Origin of the sequence: Streptomyces sp. NBC_00158, from assembly GCF_045160885.1 — a bacterium.
In the GTDB taxonomy this organism is placed as follows: domain Bacteria; phylum Actinomycetota; class Actinomycetes; order Streptomycetales; family Streptomycetaceae; genus Streptomyces.
This window is the reverse complement of record NZ_CP108163.1, coordinates 239,579-253,984: the sequence shown is the minus strand read 5'-3', so window position 1 is coordinate 253,984 and position 14,406 is coordinate 239,579. Positions and strand designations below refer to the sequence as shown.

Here is a 14,406-nt window from a genome sequence, read left to right as displayed (position 1 = left end):
GACGGCGTGCGACCGGACCCGAAGTGGACCGCCGGCCCGCGCAGTACGGCACCCGGCGGAGGACTCCACGAGGCGTTCGCCCGCAGGGCCGCGGAGCGCCCCGGCGCGGTCGCCCTCGTCGAGGGGGACCGCGCCACCACGTACGCGGAACTCGACGCGACGGCGGACGCCTGGGCCGCGCGGCTCGTCGCCGCGGGTGTCGCCCCCGGCGCCCTGGTGCCCGTACTGCTGCCCAGGAGCGCGGAGCTGGTCACCGCGCTCCTCGCGGTCCTGAAGGCCGGGGCGGCCTACGCCCTGCTGGCCCCCGACTGGCCCGAGGAGCGGCTGCGGGACGTGCTGCGCGACCTGAGGCCGCCGCTGCTCGTCGCCCGCGACGGCCGGGACCTGCCGGAGGGCTTGGCTCCGGCCGTGTGGTCACCGCCCTCCGGCCCGGCCGGCGCCCCGGCGGGGTTCGTGCCGGTGGCCGTCGACGCCGGTGATCCGGCGTGCGTCTTCTTCACCTCCGGGACCACGGGCCGGCCCAAGGGCGTGCTCAGCCCGCACCGGGCGACCGCGCGCCTCTTCCAGCCGGGCACCTTCGCCGAGTTCACCGCCGACACCGTGATGCCGCTGGCCGCCGCCACCCCCTGGGACGCCTTCTCGCTCGAACTGTGGTCGGTGCTGCTGAACGGCGGGACCTCGGTGGTCGTGACGGACCCGTACCTCTCCCCCACGGGCCTGGCCGAAGCCGTCACCCGGCACCGCGCGGACACCGTCTGGCTGACCGCCAGCCTGTTCAACATGATCGTGGACGAGCTCCCCGACGCCTTCCGCGGACTGCGCCAGGTGGCGATCGGCGGGGAGCGGCTCTCGCCCGGCCACGTCCGCCGCTTCCTGCGCCGGCATCCCGGCGTCGTCCTCCTCAACGGCTACGGGCCGGTCGAGTCCACGGTGTTCGCCACCACGCACCGCGTCACGGAGGCCGACTGCGACCTCCCGGGCGGCATTCCCCTGGGGCGTCCGGTGCCCGGTACCGGGGTGCACGTCCTGGACGGGACCCGGCCGTGCGCGGTGGGCGAGACCGGGGAGATCTGCCTCGCGGGCGACGGGCTGGCGCTCGGCTACCTGCGCGACGAGGCGCTGACCGACGCGAAGTTCACCGGCGTACGGATCGACGGGCGCGAGGTACGGGTCTACCGCACCGGCGACCTCGGCCGCTGGGACGCGGACGGCCTGCTGCATTACGAGGGCCGCGCCGACCGGCAGCTGAAGGTCCGGGGCCACCGGGTGGAGCCGGCGGAGGTCGAGCGGCAGGTGGAGCGGCTCCTGCCGGCCGTCCGGCACTGCCGGGTGCTGGCCCGCGGGGACGCCGCGCGCGGTGAGCGCGAACTGGTCGCGTTCTGCGTGCCGGTGCGGCGGGGGGACCCGCTGGACGGGGTCCTCGCGGTGCTGGACGCGGGCCTGGTGGCCTACCAGCGGCCGGCCGAGGTCGTCGCCGTCGACGCCCTGCCCGTCACCCCGCAGGGCAAGCTGGACGAACGCGCCCTGCTGGCACTGGCCGGGCCGGCCGGGCGGCCGGCCGCCCCCGGCGCGGCGCGGGAGCGGGCGGGGGGCGCGGCGGGGCCCGGCGTGCTCCCCCGCGACCTGGCGGATCCCGTGCTGCGGGCCGTCGCGGAGTGCTTCGCCTCCGTCCTGGAACTCGACGCGGTCCCCCTTGACGTGCCGTTCGTACGGCTCGGCGGGACCTCCCTCGGCGCGGGCCGGGTGTGCTCGCGGCTCGCGGCCGCGCTGTCCCGGCCGGTCCCGGTCTCCTGGCTGTACCAGGAGCCGACGGCCGCGGGCCTCGCCCGTCGGCTGGCCGCCGCGCCGGAGCCGGATCCCGAGCCCGGATCGGAACCGGCCTGCCGGGCCGGGGCGGGGGGCTCCGCCGGGACACCGCTGTCGGCCATGCAGCTGGTGTACCTCACCCCGCAGTTGCTGGATCCGGCGGACCGTACCGGGCACTGCCTGCTGACCTGGGTGGTCGAGGGCCCGCTGGACCGCGCCGCGCTGGAAGCGGCCGTCGGTGAGGTGCACCGCCGGCACGAGTCCCTGCGGGCCGCGTACGTGCTCGACCCGCGGCCCGCCGCCGAGCTCGTGGACATCCCCCCGCCGCCCCTGGAGGTGCTGCCCGCCCGGGAGTCCGTCGCCGCGGCCGCCCGCGCGGTCCGCGCGGAGCTCGGCGGGGAACTGGCCCCGGACGTCGGGGAGGTCTGGCGCACCGTCCTGGTCCCGGTCACCGGCCCGGGGGCGGGGACGGGCGCGGGCGCGGGCGCGGGCAGTGCGCTGTTCGGTTGCGTGGTGCATCACGTCGCCTTCGACGGATGGTCGGAGGGGGTCCTCGCCGAGGACCTGAGCACGGCGTACCGTACGGCGGTCGCCTCCGGCGCCCCCGTCCTGGACCCCCGGCCGAGCCTGGCGGAGGTGCACCGGGCGCGCGGGGCGCGCCTGCGGGAGGCTTCGGCCGAGGCCCACCACGCCTTCCTGCGCGAGGAGCTAGCCGGTGTCCCGGCCATGGGCTGGCCGGCCGGCGCCGAGCCGCGCGGGGCGGGGGCACCCCGGGTCGTGGAGACCGTACTGGACGCCGGTGCGCTGGCCGGGGCCGACGCCGCGGCCGCCGCCGCGGGGGTGACCCGGTTCGTGGTGCTGCTCTCCCTGTGGGCGGCGAGCCTGTCGGAGGCGACCGGGCAGCGGGACTTCGCCGTCGGCGTGCCCGTCGCCCAGCGCGACGGCGCGGAGCTGGAGCGGGCCGTCGGGTGCCACATCAACATGCTGGCCCTGCGGCTGCGCGGGGCGGCCCTGGACGGCGACGGGCCCGCCGTCGCCCGGGTCGCGGAGACCGCCGCCCGTGCCTTCGCCGCGCAGGACGTGCCGTTCCCCGACGTCCTGGCCCTGGTGGACCCGCCGCGCGACGGCCGGCCCCCGCTGTACCAGACCCTCTTCGCCTGCCAGGACAACCTTCCGCCGAGGCTGGAACTCGCGGGGGCGAGGACCACGCTGCTGCGGCAGCCCTACCTCGGCCTGCCCCTCGAACTGCACACCGAGCTGTGGCCCGCGGAGGGCGGCGGGCTGCTCGTCCACACGGCCTTCCGGCCCGACGCGGTCGCGGAGAGCACCGCGCGGGAGGTCTCCAAGCGCTTCGCGGAGCGTGTGCGCACCCTCATCCCAGGAGTCACGCCATGACGACGACCGCCCTCTCGCCCGCCCTGCTGACCGATCCGGGACTCCACGCGGGAGGTGATCCGCACTCCGTGTGGGAGTGGATGCGCGCGCACGCCCCCGTGCACCGCCACGAGGCCGCGGAGCTGCCCGCGTTCTGGTCGCTGACCCGGTACGAGGACGTCCGGGCGGTGTACCGGGACTCCGCCGGCTTCAGCTCGGCGCGCGGCGTGCTGCTGCGCCCCGGCGAGGACCCGGGCGGCGGCATGACGCTCGCCCTGACCGACGCCCCGCGGCACAAGCAGCTGCGCGGCCTGATGGCGGACTGGTTCAACACCCGTTCCGTACGGGGCCTGGAGGGCTACGTGGTGGCGGCGACGCGCCGGGTCCTCGGGCGCGCCGTCGAACTGGGCGGCTGCGATTTCGCGGACGACGTGGCGGGGCGGCTGTCGCTGTCGGTGATCTGCCACATCCTGGGCATCCCCGAGCGGGACCACGAGGACCTGTACCGGTGGACGAACGAGGCGTTCGAGGCCCATACGTCGCTGGTCTCGCACCCGCTGCTCGTCGAGTACTTCATGGAGCTGCTCTACCGGCGGATGGAGGAGCCGACCGGCGACCTGCTGAGCGCCCTCGTCAACGGAACGGTGGACGGGGAGCTGCTGACCGAGGAGGAGGCGGTCCTCAACTGCGAGAACCTCATCGGGGCGACCGAGAACGGCCGGCTGGCGCTGATCGGGGGCATGCAGGCCTTCCTGGAGCACCCGGAACAGTGGCGGCGGCTGGCCGCCGACCGGAGCCTGATGCCCGGCGCGATCGAGGAGGTCCTGCGCTGGACCTCCAGCGCGACGCACAGCATGCGGGTCGCCACCCGCCCCGCGGAGATCCGCGGCACGCGGGTGGAGGCCGGTGAGCGCGTGGTCCTGTGGCTGCCCTCGGCCAACCGGGACGAGGACGTCTTCGCCGATCCGTACCGCTTCGACATCGCCCGGAGCCCGAACCGGCACATCGCGCTGGCCGCCGGCGAGCACTTCTGCATCGGCAGCACGCTGGCCAGGGCCGAGATGCGCGTCCTGTTCACGGAGCTGCTCGACACCGTGGGCCGGATCGAGCAGAGCGGCCCCGTACGGCGGCTGCGGTCGATCGAGGTGGGCGGCCCCGAGTCGCTGCCGGTGCGCCTCACCGCGAGGTGACGGCCGTCGCACCGCCGCTCCGACTCCGCATCCGCATCCGCATCCGCCCCACCGCTGCCCCGCACCACCGTCTCCCCGCACACACCCGCCCCACGACCCGTCCAGGAGTGAAGACATGACGGACAAGAAGGACCTGCCCGGTCTCGTGCACCTCTCGCACCCCGCCGGGGTCGCCCCCAGCTCGGGGTACACCCATGTGGTCACCGGTCCGGGCCGGGTGGCCGCGATCGCCGGCCAGATGCCGTTCGACGCCGACGGCGAGCTGGTCGGAGCCGGGGACCCGGCGGCGCAGGCCCGGCAGGTGTTCACCAACATGGCGCGCTGTCTCGCGGCTGCCGGGGCCACGTTCGACGATGTCGTCAAGCTCACCTGCTTCGTCACCGACATCGCCTTCGTCCCGCAGGTCCTGGCCGCGCGCGACGAGTTCATCGACACCGCGCGTCCGCCGGCGAGCACGGTGGTCCAGATCGTGGCGCTCTACCGCCCCGATCTGCTGCTCGAGGTGGACGCCCTCGCCCTGCTGCCCGTCGAGTAGATCGGATCCCGCACGCCATGACTGCCTCCACCGCCTCCTCCCCCTCCGCCGCCCCACTGCGGGAAGCCGGACTGCAGGCTCCGCCGCCGCCCTTCGACGCCGAGCTGGCGGGGCCGATCGGCTGGATCCTCGGCGAGCTCCCGATGCCCCTGACCCCCGAGCTGATCGCGGACCGGCGCCGCCGCTCCGCGTCGGGGCGGCTGGGCGACGAACGGATACGCCGCAACGGGACGTTCGAGATCGAGGAGCGTACGGTGCCCGGCCCGGCCGGCGCGCCCGCGATCACCCTGCTGGTCTGCCGCCCGGCCGCGGCCCGGGGGCCCGTTCCGGTCATCTACCACACGCACGGCGGCGGCATGGTGGCCGGCAGCCACCGCAGCACCGAGCTGGTGGGGGAGCTGGACCGGGCGCAGGAGCTCGGGGCGGCCGTGGTCTCCGTCGAGTACCGGCTGGCACCCGAACACCCCGATCCGGCGCCGGTGGAGGACTGCTACGCGGGCCTGTGCTGGCTGGCCGAGCACGCCGGGGGCCTGGGCCTGGACCCGGAGCGCGTCTTCCTCAGCGGCAACAGCGCCGGCGGGGCCCTCGCCGCGGGCCTCGCGCTGCTGGCGCGGGACCGGTCGGGTCCGCGCCCGGTCGGCCAGGTGCTGCAGTTCCCGATGCTCGACGACCGGTGCGGGACGTTCTCGGCCGGGCAGATGGCCCGGGTGGGGCTGTGGGACGGGGAGTCCAACCTGGCGGGGTGGACGGCCCTGCTCGGGGAGCGGCGGGGCGGGCCGGACGTCTCCTGCTACGCGGCCCCGTACCGGGCGCGGGACCTGTCCGGGCTGCCGCCCGCCTTCATCGAGGTGGGTTCCGTGGAGGCGCTCCGGGACGAGGGGATCGCGTACGCGTCGCGCATCTGGCAGGCGGGGGGCGAGGCCGAACTCCACGTGTGGTCGGGGGCGTTCCACAGTTTCGACGAGTGGGTTCCGGACGCGGTGGTCTCGAAGGCCGCCCACCGGGCGCGGGTGGCGTGGATGCGGCGCGTGCTGGCCGGGTGAGGTGTCCGCCACCGCCCGCCCCGGGCGTGCGAACGCCCCGGGTCCGGCTTCTGCCGGGGCCCGGGGCGTGTGCGGTGGTCAGCGGCGGGCGGTGCCGGCCTGCTCGGCGAGTTCCAGCGTCTCCGCCAGGACCCGCCAGATCTCTGCCGCCAGGTCCATGTTCGAGGCGCGGCGGGCTTCCTCGCCCAGTTCCTTCAGCCGGGCGCGGCCCTGCTGCTGGTGGCCTTCCACGATCAGCAGCAGGCTGTCGAGCGTCTGGAGCCGGATCCGGTCGCGGTAGGTGAGCCGCAGGTTGTCGAAGTCCAGCCGGGTGTGGACGGCGCGGGCGTCCGCGTAGCGGCCCTCCTCGAACGCGAGGTGGGCCTGGAGGACCATCAGTTCCTGTTGCTGGACGGGCGTGCCGATGAGCGAGAGCGCCATCTCGGCCTGCGCCAGGCAGGTGCGCGCCTTGTCGGTGAGGGCCGGTCTGGACTGGAGGTACAGCGAGGCCGCGGCGAGTCTGAGGCGCGCCCACAGGATGGGGTCGACCCGGCTGTCGAGGGCCTCCATGGCCTCTTCCAGGTAGGCGTGGACGGCGTCGTCGTCTCCTTGGCGGGAGCTGACGGTGGCCGCCGACCACAGGGCCTCGGCGCGCAGCGCGTCCTCCCTGCCCTGGACGAGGGCGACGAGTTCCTCGGCGTGCGCCCGGGCGTCGGGCAGGCGGCCGGACTCGGCCTCGACCGACACGAGCGCCAGCAGGGCGGTTCCGGTGTCGGTGACGGAGAGACCCGCTTCCTTGGCGACGCGGTAGGCGTTCTCTGCGAGTTCGAGGGCGCGGGCGACCTGTCCGACCGAGCGCAGGCAGCGGGCGAGCTGGGTGCCGGACCGGCACTGCAGGGCGGGGAGGGCGAGTTCGTCGGCCACTTCGGCCAGCTCTTCGAGGCAGGCCTGCTCCTCGGCGCGCTCGCCGTGGCGGGAGCGGTAGCCGGCGATGACCCACAGGGCCTGCCAGCGCAGGAGGGGGTCCTCCTCCGCCCCGGCGGTGGCGAGCACGTCGATGAGTTCCTCGACGGACTCGTCGTTGTCGCAGGAGGCGACGATGCTCAGGGCCCGCGTGAGCGAGCTGCCGCCGGCGGCGGGCGAGGCCGCCGCGGGCAGGGCGTCGAAGGCCATGCGGTCCACGCCCAGCTGTTTGGCGAGGTAGGCGATCACCCGCTCGGTGGGCTGGCGTGCGCCCGACTCCAGTCGGGACAGGTACCCGGTGGAGATCTCCGCGCCGGCCAGTGAGGCCTGGGAGAGTCCCCGCTGGAGTCTCAACGCCTTGAGGCGCGCGCCGAATGACGACTCGTCTGTCATATGAGTCCTGCAATCAATTATCGGAATTCAACCTGATCGCGCCCCCAACGCTTTGGTGGGCATCGTAGCGCCCCTCGGGCCGGTTGGCAAAGTATTTGCCGGATGCGTGCCTCAGGGGGTTCAAGCGTCATTCCACACCCTCCGTGGCGGCCGGAAGAACGTTTGGCAATCTTTGGCAAATCGACTTGCCAGCAGGACTCGGCCGATCTAGGTTCATCGAGGCCGAGCCGTTCAAGCGGTTCTCAAGCCGTAACTGCCAGACTTCCCCATCCCGTGCCTGGGATTCTCCGTTCGGAGCCCTCCATGCGTAGAAGCGTCCTCGCCACCTCCGCCGCGGCCCTGCTCTCCGTCGTAGCGGCCGCCACCCTCGCCACCGGCACCGAGCCGGGCATCGACTGGCCCGCCGGACCCTCGGTCCGGACCGTCAGCTCGGGGCCGGCCGACGGGGGCGGCGTCATCGACTGGCCGAATCCGCCGGCCACCCCGACGGGCACCCGTGGCGGCGACACCGACGTCATCGACTGGCCCTGACGGCGCATGGCCAGGATGCACGCGGACGAAGCGCACACCGACGAAAACCTCGTACGGGAGCTGCTGCGCGGACAGTTCCCCCAGTGGGCCGGGCTGCCGGTCCGGCGCCTGGAGTCCGGGGGCACCGTCAACGCGATCTACCGGGTCGGCACCGAGCTGACCGTCCGGCTGCCGCTCACCGCGGGCGGCGCCGGCACCCTGGAGCGGGAGGCCCACTGGCTGCCGCGGATCGCGCCCCTGGTGCCCGTACCGGTCCCGGAGGTGCTCGGGCTGGGCGAGGCCGCCGAGGGCTACCCGTGGGGGTGGGCCGTCCACCGCTGGATCGAGGGCGAGGTGCTGGTCGAGGGCCGGGCGCCGGACCCCGGGCGGCTGGCCCGTGACCTCGCGGGGTTCGTCACCGCCCTGCGCGGTGCGGACCTGGGGGCGGGGCCCCGCGCGCACCGGGGCCGGCCGCTGGCCGCCGCGGACGCGGAGACCCGGGCCGCGATCGAGGCGCTGCGCGACTCGGACGAACCGTTCGACGCCGGGGCGGCCCTGGCCGCCTGGGAGGAGGCCCTCGCCGCTCCCGGATGGTCCGGGGAGCCGCGGTGGATCCACTCCGACCTGATGCCGGGCAACCTGCTGGGCGCGGACGGCCGGCTGGCAGCGGTGATCGACTTCGGGACCGCGGGCCTCGGCGATCCCGCCGTCGACCTGATCCCGGCGTGGAACCTGCTGCCCGCCGACGCCCGGCAGGTCTTCCGCGGGGCCGTGGACGCCGACGACGCCTCCTGGGCCCGCGGCCGCGGGTGGGCGTTGTCCATGGCCCTCATCCAGCTGCCCTACTACCGCAAGACGAATCCGGTCATCTCCGCCAACGCCCGCTACGTGATCCGCCAGGTCCTCGCGGGCTGAGGCCGCGTCAGGGGGAGGGGCGGGCGCCGTACGCGCCCGCCCCTCCCCCGTTTCCGCGTGTCCGCGCGTCCGGCGGCTAGCCGAGCCGGAACACCTCCTTCGACAGCGCCAGGACGCGGGCCTCGTCGCGGGCCAGGGCCGCCGCGTCGGTGTGCGCCATGTGCACGGTGAGCGGGCTGGACGGCAGGTCGACGGTGGGCCGCAGCCGGTCGCCGGGGCCGGGCTTGACCGTGACCGCGCGTACGGACCCGACCTCGCCGATGCGTGCCAGGGCGGCGGCGTCCACGGACTCCACGACGCCGGAGAGCTCCGTGGCCACGTGGTACACGAACCCCTCCCGGAGCAGGCGGTACGTACGGCCCGCGAACTCCTCGGCGAAGGCGTCCGGGCGCAGCCAGGCGAGCGCGGTCGCCCGTGCCTGGTCCGCGCCGAGGTTCGCGGCGTCGAAGTCCGGGTTCATGGTCCCGTTCATCCGGGCGCCGATCTCGACGAGCGCGGGCCCGTCGGCCGTCATCATCACCTCGGCGTGCGCGGCGCCGTACTGGATGCCGAGGGCGTCCAGCACCTCGTGGGTGTAGGCGGTCAGTTCGGCCACCACCGGGTCGTCCGGTGCGACGAGCAGGGCGCGGTGGGGGACGTTGCGGGTGCCGCGCCGCCGTTTGTCGCAGCGCCACACGCCGGCGTCGTAGCGCGCTCCGCGGCCGGAGACGGTGTCCACGATGTACTCGGTGCCTTCGAGGTAGGACTGTGCCAGGACCTCGGAGTTGGTCTCGCCGTACATGGTGTCGGTGCCGAGGACCGCCTCCGCGGCGGCGCGCACCTGGGCCGGGCCGGTGCAGATGGACACGCCCTGGGAGCCGGAGGCGGCGAGCGGCTTGATCACGACGGGCCGGCCGTCCTGCTCCCGGGCCCAGGCGACGACGGCGTCGACGTCGTCGGAGCGGAACTGGCGGGCGCAGCGCACGCCGGCCTTCCGGACCGCTTCGATCATCCGGTACTTGTCGCGGCGCGCCGCCGACAGGGCCGAGCCGTTGGTCGGCAGGCCGAGCATCTCGGACATGAGGTCGGCGAGCGGTACGCCGGGCTCCTGTCCGGCCACCACGAGCGCCGGGCGCATCTCGGCCAGCCGTCGGGCGGTCTCCACCGGGCCGTCGGCGACGAGGGACGCGGCGTAGCCGCCCGGGTCGGGCGCCTTCAGGGACTTCAGGGGTGCGGGGGTGCTGGACAGGTGCACGACCTGGGCGCCGAGGCCGGCGAAGGCCGCCCGCAGGTGTCTGCCCGTCCCGTACGCGTCGACGAGTACGACCAGGGGGTGTTCGGCTCGCATGCTGCCTCCGCGGAGCATTGTGTTGCCATGGCTAGGCAAGTGGACTTGCCAAGATTATTGACCAGATAGGCAACCTCTGTCACTCTTTCTGGACAGAGCCGCTCGATGGAGCCGATGCCAGTTCATCAACGGAGAACGGAGCTCTTGCCCATGTCCGTGCAGACGTTGCACACCCCCACCCGGCTGCCCGAACTCGACGAAACCCAGAGGGCCCGGTTCGAGCAGGACGGTTTCCTCGTCCTGCCGGGCTTCCTCCCGAACGACCTGGTGACCCGGGTCAAACAGGAGGTCGACACCTGGGTCGACACCGGGCTGCGGGCCCGGTCCATAGCCGCCGTCCTGGACTACCCCGCCCACGGCGTGCCGGACGTCCTGGAGCTCGACCTGCCCGGCCACGGCGGACTCCTCGCCCACGAACCGCTGCTGGACGTGGTGGAGCAGCTGCTGGGCCCGGGCTTCGGCTTCCACCACATGCACAGCGACCGGCACGCCCCCGACCTCCCCGGCAAGGGGTGGCACCACGACTACGAGCAGCTCACCGCCTCGCACCGGACGCACACGATGGTCCACGCGCTGCACTACCTCGACGGCATAGACCCGGACATGGCCGGACTGGCCGTCCTGCCGGGCTCCCACCGCGAGGTGGCGGAGAAGAGGGCGCGCGCCCACCTGGGCACCGACGTGCTGCCCGGCGAGGTGTACCTGGAGGAGCTGCCGGCCGGGTCGACCGTGCTGCTGCACTCCGCGCTCTTCCACGCCCGCCGCGCGAAGCCGCAGTTCCCGGGCCGGCCGCGGTACTTCGTCGACGCCTCCTACTGCGAGGCCGGGGCGGCGTGGCCGCCGGTCAAGCCGTACTGGCGGGAGATGCTCCGGCGGGCCCGCCGGCTCGGACTGGCCGGCGACCGGTGGCCGGACCTCTTCGCCGAGCACCACTTCGCCGAGTACGCCCGGCCCGAGTGAGGGGGGACCAGATGCTGCACGCGGGAATCTCATGGCACGCGGGCGGGTACCGCCTCGCGGTGGTCGGCCCCGACGGCCGCCGCGTCCCGGTGCCCGGCGACTACGCCCCGCACCGGGCGGACGAACTGATCGAGCGGCTGCGCGGGCTGGGCGACCGGCTCGGGATCGTCGTGGAGAGCACCAACGGCACCCTGGACGGCCGCCTGATGGCGGCCGGACTGCGCGTGCACCGCGCCGATCCGTGGCTGCTGCCGGACCGGCCGCTGCTGGGCTCGGTCCCGGCGGAGGAACTGGCCCTCGCGAGCCTGCGCGGCGGGCGGGGCCTGGTACGGCTGGAGGCCCACCGGGGCACGCAGACGGGCCGTGAGGAGGAGCTGGCCGCCCAGATCGCCTCGTCCGCCGACGCGGACCGCGAACTGGGCCTGGCGGGGCGCCTCTACAACCACGGCGACCGCGGCCGCCGCGAGGTGGCGCTCACCTTCGACGACGGCCCGCTGCCGCCCTACACCGGGCAGGTCCTGGACGTCCTGGAGCGCTACGGCGTCCCGGCGACCTTCTTCTGCGTCGGGATCAGCGCCGGCGGGTTCTCCGAGGAGCTGACGCGGATGCGCGAGCAGGGCCACGCCATCGGCAACCACACCTGGTCGCACCCGTTCCTGCCCGAGCTGACCCGGCCGCAGCTGGCCGAGCAGATCGACCGCACCGCGGAGGCGATCGCCGACGCGAGCGGCGGCGCGGCGCCCCGGCTGTTCCGGCCCCCGTACGGATCGCGGACGCCCCAGGTGCTGGACTGGCTCGGGGACGTCGACGCCACCACCGTGCTGTGGGACGTCGCCCCGGACGACTGGGCCCTGCGCCAGGCCGACGACATCGCCCGCGACGTGCTGGCCGGGGTCCGGCCCGGCTCCGTGGTCCTCCTCCACGACGGGGGCGGCGACCGTTCGCCCACCGTGGCCTCGCTGCCTCCGATCATCGAGGGGCTGCTGGAGCGCGGCTACGAGTTCGTCCGGGCCGACGACATGATCGACCGGAGCCGGTCCGGGCTGGTGACGGCGCCGTGAGGAACTGGGCGGGCAACATCGGTTTCGGTACGGCCCCGGTCGCGCGGCCCGGCTCCGTCGACGAGCTGCGCCGTATCGTCGCGGGCAGCGAACGGGTCCGGGCGCTCGGCGCCGGCCACTCCTTCAGCGGGGTGCTGGAGACGGCGGGCGGGCTGGTCCGGCTCGACGGGCTGCCGCCGGCCGTCGACATCGACCCCGACGCGGGCACCGCCACGGTGACCGCGGGCATGCGGTACGCCGACGTGGCCGCCGCGCTGCACCCGGCGGGCCACGCGCTGGCCAACCTGGCGTCCCTGCCCGACCTCTCCGTCGCCGGGGCCACCGCCACCGGGACCCACGGGTCGGGTGACGGCAGGCGGAGCCTGGCGGCCGCCGTGGTGGGGCTGGAACTGGTCGGCCCCGAGGGCGACCTGGTCGAGCTGCGCCGCGACGTGGACCGGGACACCTTCGCGGGATCGGTGGTCTCCCTCGGCGCGCTGGGCGTGGCCACCCGCGTGACCCTGGAGATCGAGCCGGCGTTCGAGGTGGCCCAGTCGGTGCGGGCGGCCGTGCCGCTCGACGGGATCCGGGACCGCTTCGACGAGGTCTTCGGGGCCGCGTACAGCGTCAGCGCGTTCACCACCTGGGGGGACGACGCGTCCGTGTGGCTCAAGCACCGCACGGACCGGCCCGCCGGCGGGCTGGACCTCGGAACCCCCGCGCCCGGCCCGATGCATCCGGTGCCCGGGGCGGACCCGGCCCCGTGCACGGCCCAGCTGGGCGTGCCCGGCCCCTGGCACCTGCGGCTGCCCCACTTCCGTCCGGGCGCCACCGCGGACACCGGCGACGAGCTGCAGTCGGAGTACTTCCTGCCGCGCGCCGCCGCCGCGGCCGCGTTCGACGCGCTGCGCGGCATCGGCGGGCTCCTCGGGCCGGTCCTGCACGTGTCCGAGGTACGGACCGTGCGCGGCGACGACCTGTGGCTGAGTCCGGCGTACGAACGCGACTCGGTGGCCTTCCACTTCACCTGGGTCAAGGACGCCGTCCGCGTGCTGCCGGCGATCGGTGCCGTGGAGGAGCTCCTGGTCCCGCTGGGCGCGCGGCCGCACTGGGCCAAGCTCACGGCGATGACCGGGGCCGACATCCGGTCCCGCTACCGCCGGGCGTCCGATTTCGCGGAGCTGCTGGCGAAGTGCGACCCCCGGGGCAAGTTCGCCAACGCGTTCGTGGACGGGCTGTTCTCCCCGGTGACCCCGGTCGCCTCGTTCTCCCCCGTCTCCCCCGTCTCCCCCATCGCTTCCTGACCCCCTCGTACCGGCAATCGCGGAAGGCGCGCGCATGGAAAAGCGACCACTGGCCAAGGCCGGGCGGAAGGTCTCCGTCGTCGGTCTCGGCACCTGGCAGTTCGGCGACGGATGGGCGCACGTGCGCGAGCACGACGTGCGGGCCATCCTCGACGAGGCCTGCCTGGCGGGCGTCGACTTCATCGACACCGCCGACGTCTACGGCGACGGCCGCAGCGAACGGCTGATCGGGCGGTTCCTGCGGGAGTTCCGCACCTCGCCGGGCGAACGGCCCACCGTGGCGACCAAACTGGGGCGCCGCGGGGCGCAGGAGCTCGGGGCGTTCACCCTCGACAACTTCCGCGCGTGGACCGACCGCTCCCGGGAGAACCTGGGGACGGAGACCCTCGACCTCGTACAGCTGCACACCCCGCCGGACGCCGTGTTCGAGTCCGACGCGGTCTTCGACGCCCTGGACGTCCTGGTCGAGGAGGGCCGGGTCAAGGCGTACGGCGTGAGCGTGGAGACCTGCGCCCAGGCGATGACCGCCATCGCGCGGCCGAACGTCGCCTCGGTCCAGATCATCCTGAACGTGTTCCGGCGCAAGCCGCTGGAGCGGGTGCTGCCGGCCGCGCGGGCCGCGGGCGTGGGCGTCATCGCCCGGGTGCCGCTGGCCTCCGGCCTGCTGTCGGGGAAGTTCCGGCGCGACACGGTCTTCGCCGTGAGCGACCACCGCAACTACAACCGGCACGGCGAGCAGTTCGACGTGGGCGAGACCTTCTCCGGCGTCGACTACGAGACCGGCCTCGCGGCGGCCGGCGAGTTCACCGGCTTGGTGCCGCCCGGTGCGACGGCCGCGCAGCTCGCCCTGCGCTGGGTCACCCAGCAGGAGGGCGTCACCACGGTCATCCCGGGCGCCAGCTCGGTGGCGCAGGCCCGGTCCAACGCCGCGGCCGGGTCCATGGAGCCGCTGTCCGAGGAGACCCTCGGCCTGCTGCGCGACCTGTACGACCGCCGGATCCGCGCCCAGGTGCACCACCTCTGGTGACCCCGGGCCCCCGAACCGCCTTCCCCTTCCCAGGAGCCGC

12 protein-coding genes are annotated in these 14,406 nt (G+C 74.7%); 10 read left to right on the top strand and 2 right to left on the bottom strand.

Annotated elements, in window-relative coordinates:
- Window positions 1-6: 6 nt before the first annotated feature.
- The 4 genes from OG553_RS38610 to OG553_RS38595 all read left to right on the top strand — a co-directional run bounded on the left by OG553_RS38610 (window position 7) and on the right by OG553_RS38595 (window position 5,948).
- Window positions 7-3,201, top strand: a complete 3,195-nt coding sequence (locus OG553_RS38610) for an amino acid adenylation domain-containing protein (protein WP_331719357.1) — start codon at window positions 7-9, stop codon at window positions 3,199-3,201.
- Window positions 3,198-4,370, top strand: a complete 1,173-nt coding sequence (locus tag OG553_RS38605) for a cytochrome P450 (RefSeq protein WP_331719356.1) — start codon at window positions 3,198-3,200, stop codon at window positions 4,368-4,370. The genes OG553_RS38610 and OG553_RS38605 overlap by 4 nt, the downstream gene beginning before the upstream one ends.
- Window positions 4,371-4,485: 115 nt before the next feature.
- A complete protein-coding gene (locus OG553_RS38600) occupies window positions 4,486-4,905 on the top strand; it encodes a RidA family protein (protein ID WP_331719355.1) in 420 nt (139 codons plus the stop codon).
- 17 nt (window positions 4,906-4,922) lie between these two features.
- Window positions 4,923-5,948: an alpha/beta hydrolase gene (locus OG553_RS38595; RefSeq protein ID WP_331719354.1), complete on the top strand. Its 1,026-nt coding sequence runs from the start codon at window positions 4,923-4,925 to the stop codon at window positions 5,946-5,948.
- A gap of 78 nt (window positions 5,949-6,026) precedes the next feature.
- Here the strand turns inward: OG553_RS38595 and OG553_RS38590 are convergent, their stop codons facing one another.
- Window positions 6,027-7,283 carry a helix-turn-helix domain-containing protein gene (locus tag OG553_RS38590; protein WP_331719353.1) on the bottom strand — a complete coding sequence of 419 codons (1,257 nt, stop codon included), beginning with the start codon at window positions 7,281-7,283 and terminating at the stop codon, window positions 6,027-6,029.
- 303 nt (window positions 7,284-7,586) lie between these two features.
- On the opposite strand from OG553_RS38590, the gene OG553_RS38585 reads away from it, so the two are divergent.
- Both OG553_RS38585 and OG553_RS38580 read left to right on the top strand, forming a co-directional pair.
- Entirely contained in the window at window positions 7,587-7,814 is a 228-nt protein-coding gene (locus OG553_RS38585) for a hypothetical protein (protein WP_331719352.1), read from the top strand.
- Window positions 7,815-7,829: 15 nt separating this feature from the next.
- Window positions 7,830-8,708, top strand: a complete 879-nt coding sequence (locus OG553_RS38580) for an aminoglycoside phosphotransferase family protein (RefSeq protein WP_405983280.1) — start codon at window positions 7,830-7,832, stop codon at window positions 8,706-8,708.
- 76 nt (window positions 8,709-8,784) lie between these two features.
- On the opposite strand, the gene OG553_RS38575 is transcribed toward OG553_RS38580, so the two are convergent.
- Window positions 8,785-10,035: an ATP-grasp domain-containing protein gene (locus OG553_RS38575; RefSeq protein WP_331719350.1), complete on the bottom strand. Its 1,251-nt coding sequence runs from the start codon at window positions 10,033-10,035 to the stop codon at window positions 8,785-8,787.
- A 150-nt stretch (window positions 10,036-10,185) separates the two neighbouring features.
- On the opposite strand from OG553_RS38575, the gene OG553_RS38570 reads away from it, so the two are divergent.
- The 4 genes from OG553_RS38570 to OG553_RS38555 are packed head-to-tail and all read left to right on the top strand — an operon-like array spanning window position 10,186 to window position 14,366.
- On the top strand, window positions 10,186-10,995 hold the full coding sequence (locus OG553_RS38570; RefSeq protein ID WP_331719349.1) for a phytanoyl-CoA dioxygenase family protein: 810 nt from the start codon (window positions 10,186-10,188) through the stop codon (window positions 10,993-10,995).
- A gap of 11 nt (window positions 10,996-11,006) precedes the next feature.
- Window positions 11,007-12,056 (top strand): polysaccharide deacetylase family protein, encoded by a 1,050-nt coding sequence (locus OG553_RS38565; protein ID WP_331719348.1) that lies wholly within the window; start codon window positions 11,007-11,009, stop codon window positions 12,054-12,056.
- Complete coding sequence (locus OG553_RS38560) at window positions 12,053-13,339, top strand: FAD-binding protein (RefSeq protein WP_331719347.1); 1,287 nt, start codon at window positions 12,053-12,055, stop codon at window positions 13,337-13,339. The genes OG553_RS38565 and OG553_RS38560 overlap by 4 nt, the downstream gene beginning before the upstream one ends.
- A 34-nt stretch (window positions 13,340-13,373) precedes the next feature.
- The gene (locus tag OG553_RS38555; protein WP_331719346.1) at window positions 13,374-14,366 is read left to right on the top strand and encodes an aldo/keto reductase; all 993 of its coding nucleotides are present in this window, start codon (window positions 13,374-13,376) and stop codon (window positions 14,364-14,366) included.
- Window positions 14,367-14,406 lie beyond the last annotated feature (40 nt).

What these genes read in the sequence shown, in the direction of transcription:
- OG553_RS38605 (WP_331719356.1), top strand. Translation starts at nt 3,198, where the DNA reads ATGACGACGACCGCCCTCTCGCCCGCCCTGCTGACCGATCCGGGACTC.
- OG553_RS38600 (WP_331719355.1), top strand. Translation starts at nt 4,486, where the DNA reads ATGACGGACAAGAAGGACCTGCCCGGTCTCGTGCACCTCTCGCACCCC.
- OG553_RS38595 (WP_331719354.1), top strand. Translation starts at nt 4,923, where the DNA reads ATGACTGCCTCCACCGCCTCCTCCCCCTCCGCCGCCCCACTGCGGGAA.
- OG553_RS38590 (WP_331719353.1), bottom strand. Translation starts at nt 7,283, where the DNA reads ATGACAGACGAGTCGTCATTCGGCGCGCGCCTCAAGGCGTTGAGACTC.
- OG553_RS38585 (WP_331719352.1), top strand. Translation starts at nt 7,587, where the DNA reads ATGCGTAGAAGCGTCCTCGCCACCTCCGCCGCGGCCCTGCTCTCCGTC.
- OG553_RS38580 (WP_405983280.1), top strand. Translation starts at nt 7,830, where the DNA reads ATGCACGCGGACGAAGCGCACACCGACGAAAACCTCGTACGGGAGCTG.
- OG553_RS38575 (WP_331719350.1), bottom strand. Translation starts at nt 10,035, where the DNA reads ATGCGAGCCGAACACCCCCTGGTCGTACTCGTCGACGCGTACGGGACG.
- OG553_RS38570 (WP_331719349.1), top strand. Translation starts at nt 10,186, where the DNA reads ATGTCCGTGCAGACGTTGCACACCCCCACCCGGCTGCCCGAACTCGAC.
- OG553_RS38565 (WP_331719348.1), top strand. Translation starts at nt 11,007, where the DNA reads ATGCTGCACGCGGGAATCTCATGGCACGCGGGCGGGTACCGCCTCGCG.
- OG553_RS38555 (WP_331719346.1), top strand. Translation starts at nt 13,374, where the DNA reads ATGGAAAAGCGACCACTGGCCAAGGCCGGGCGGAAGGTCTCCGTCGTC.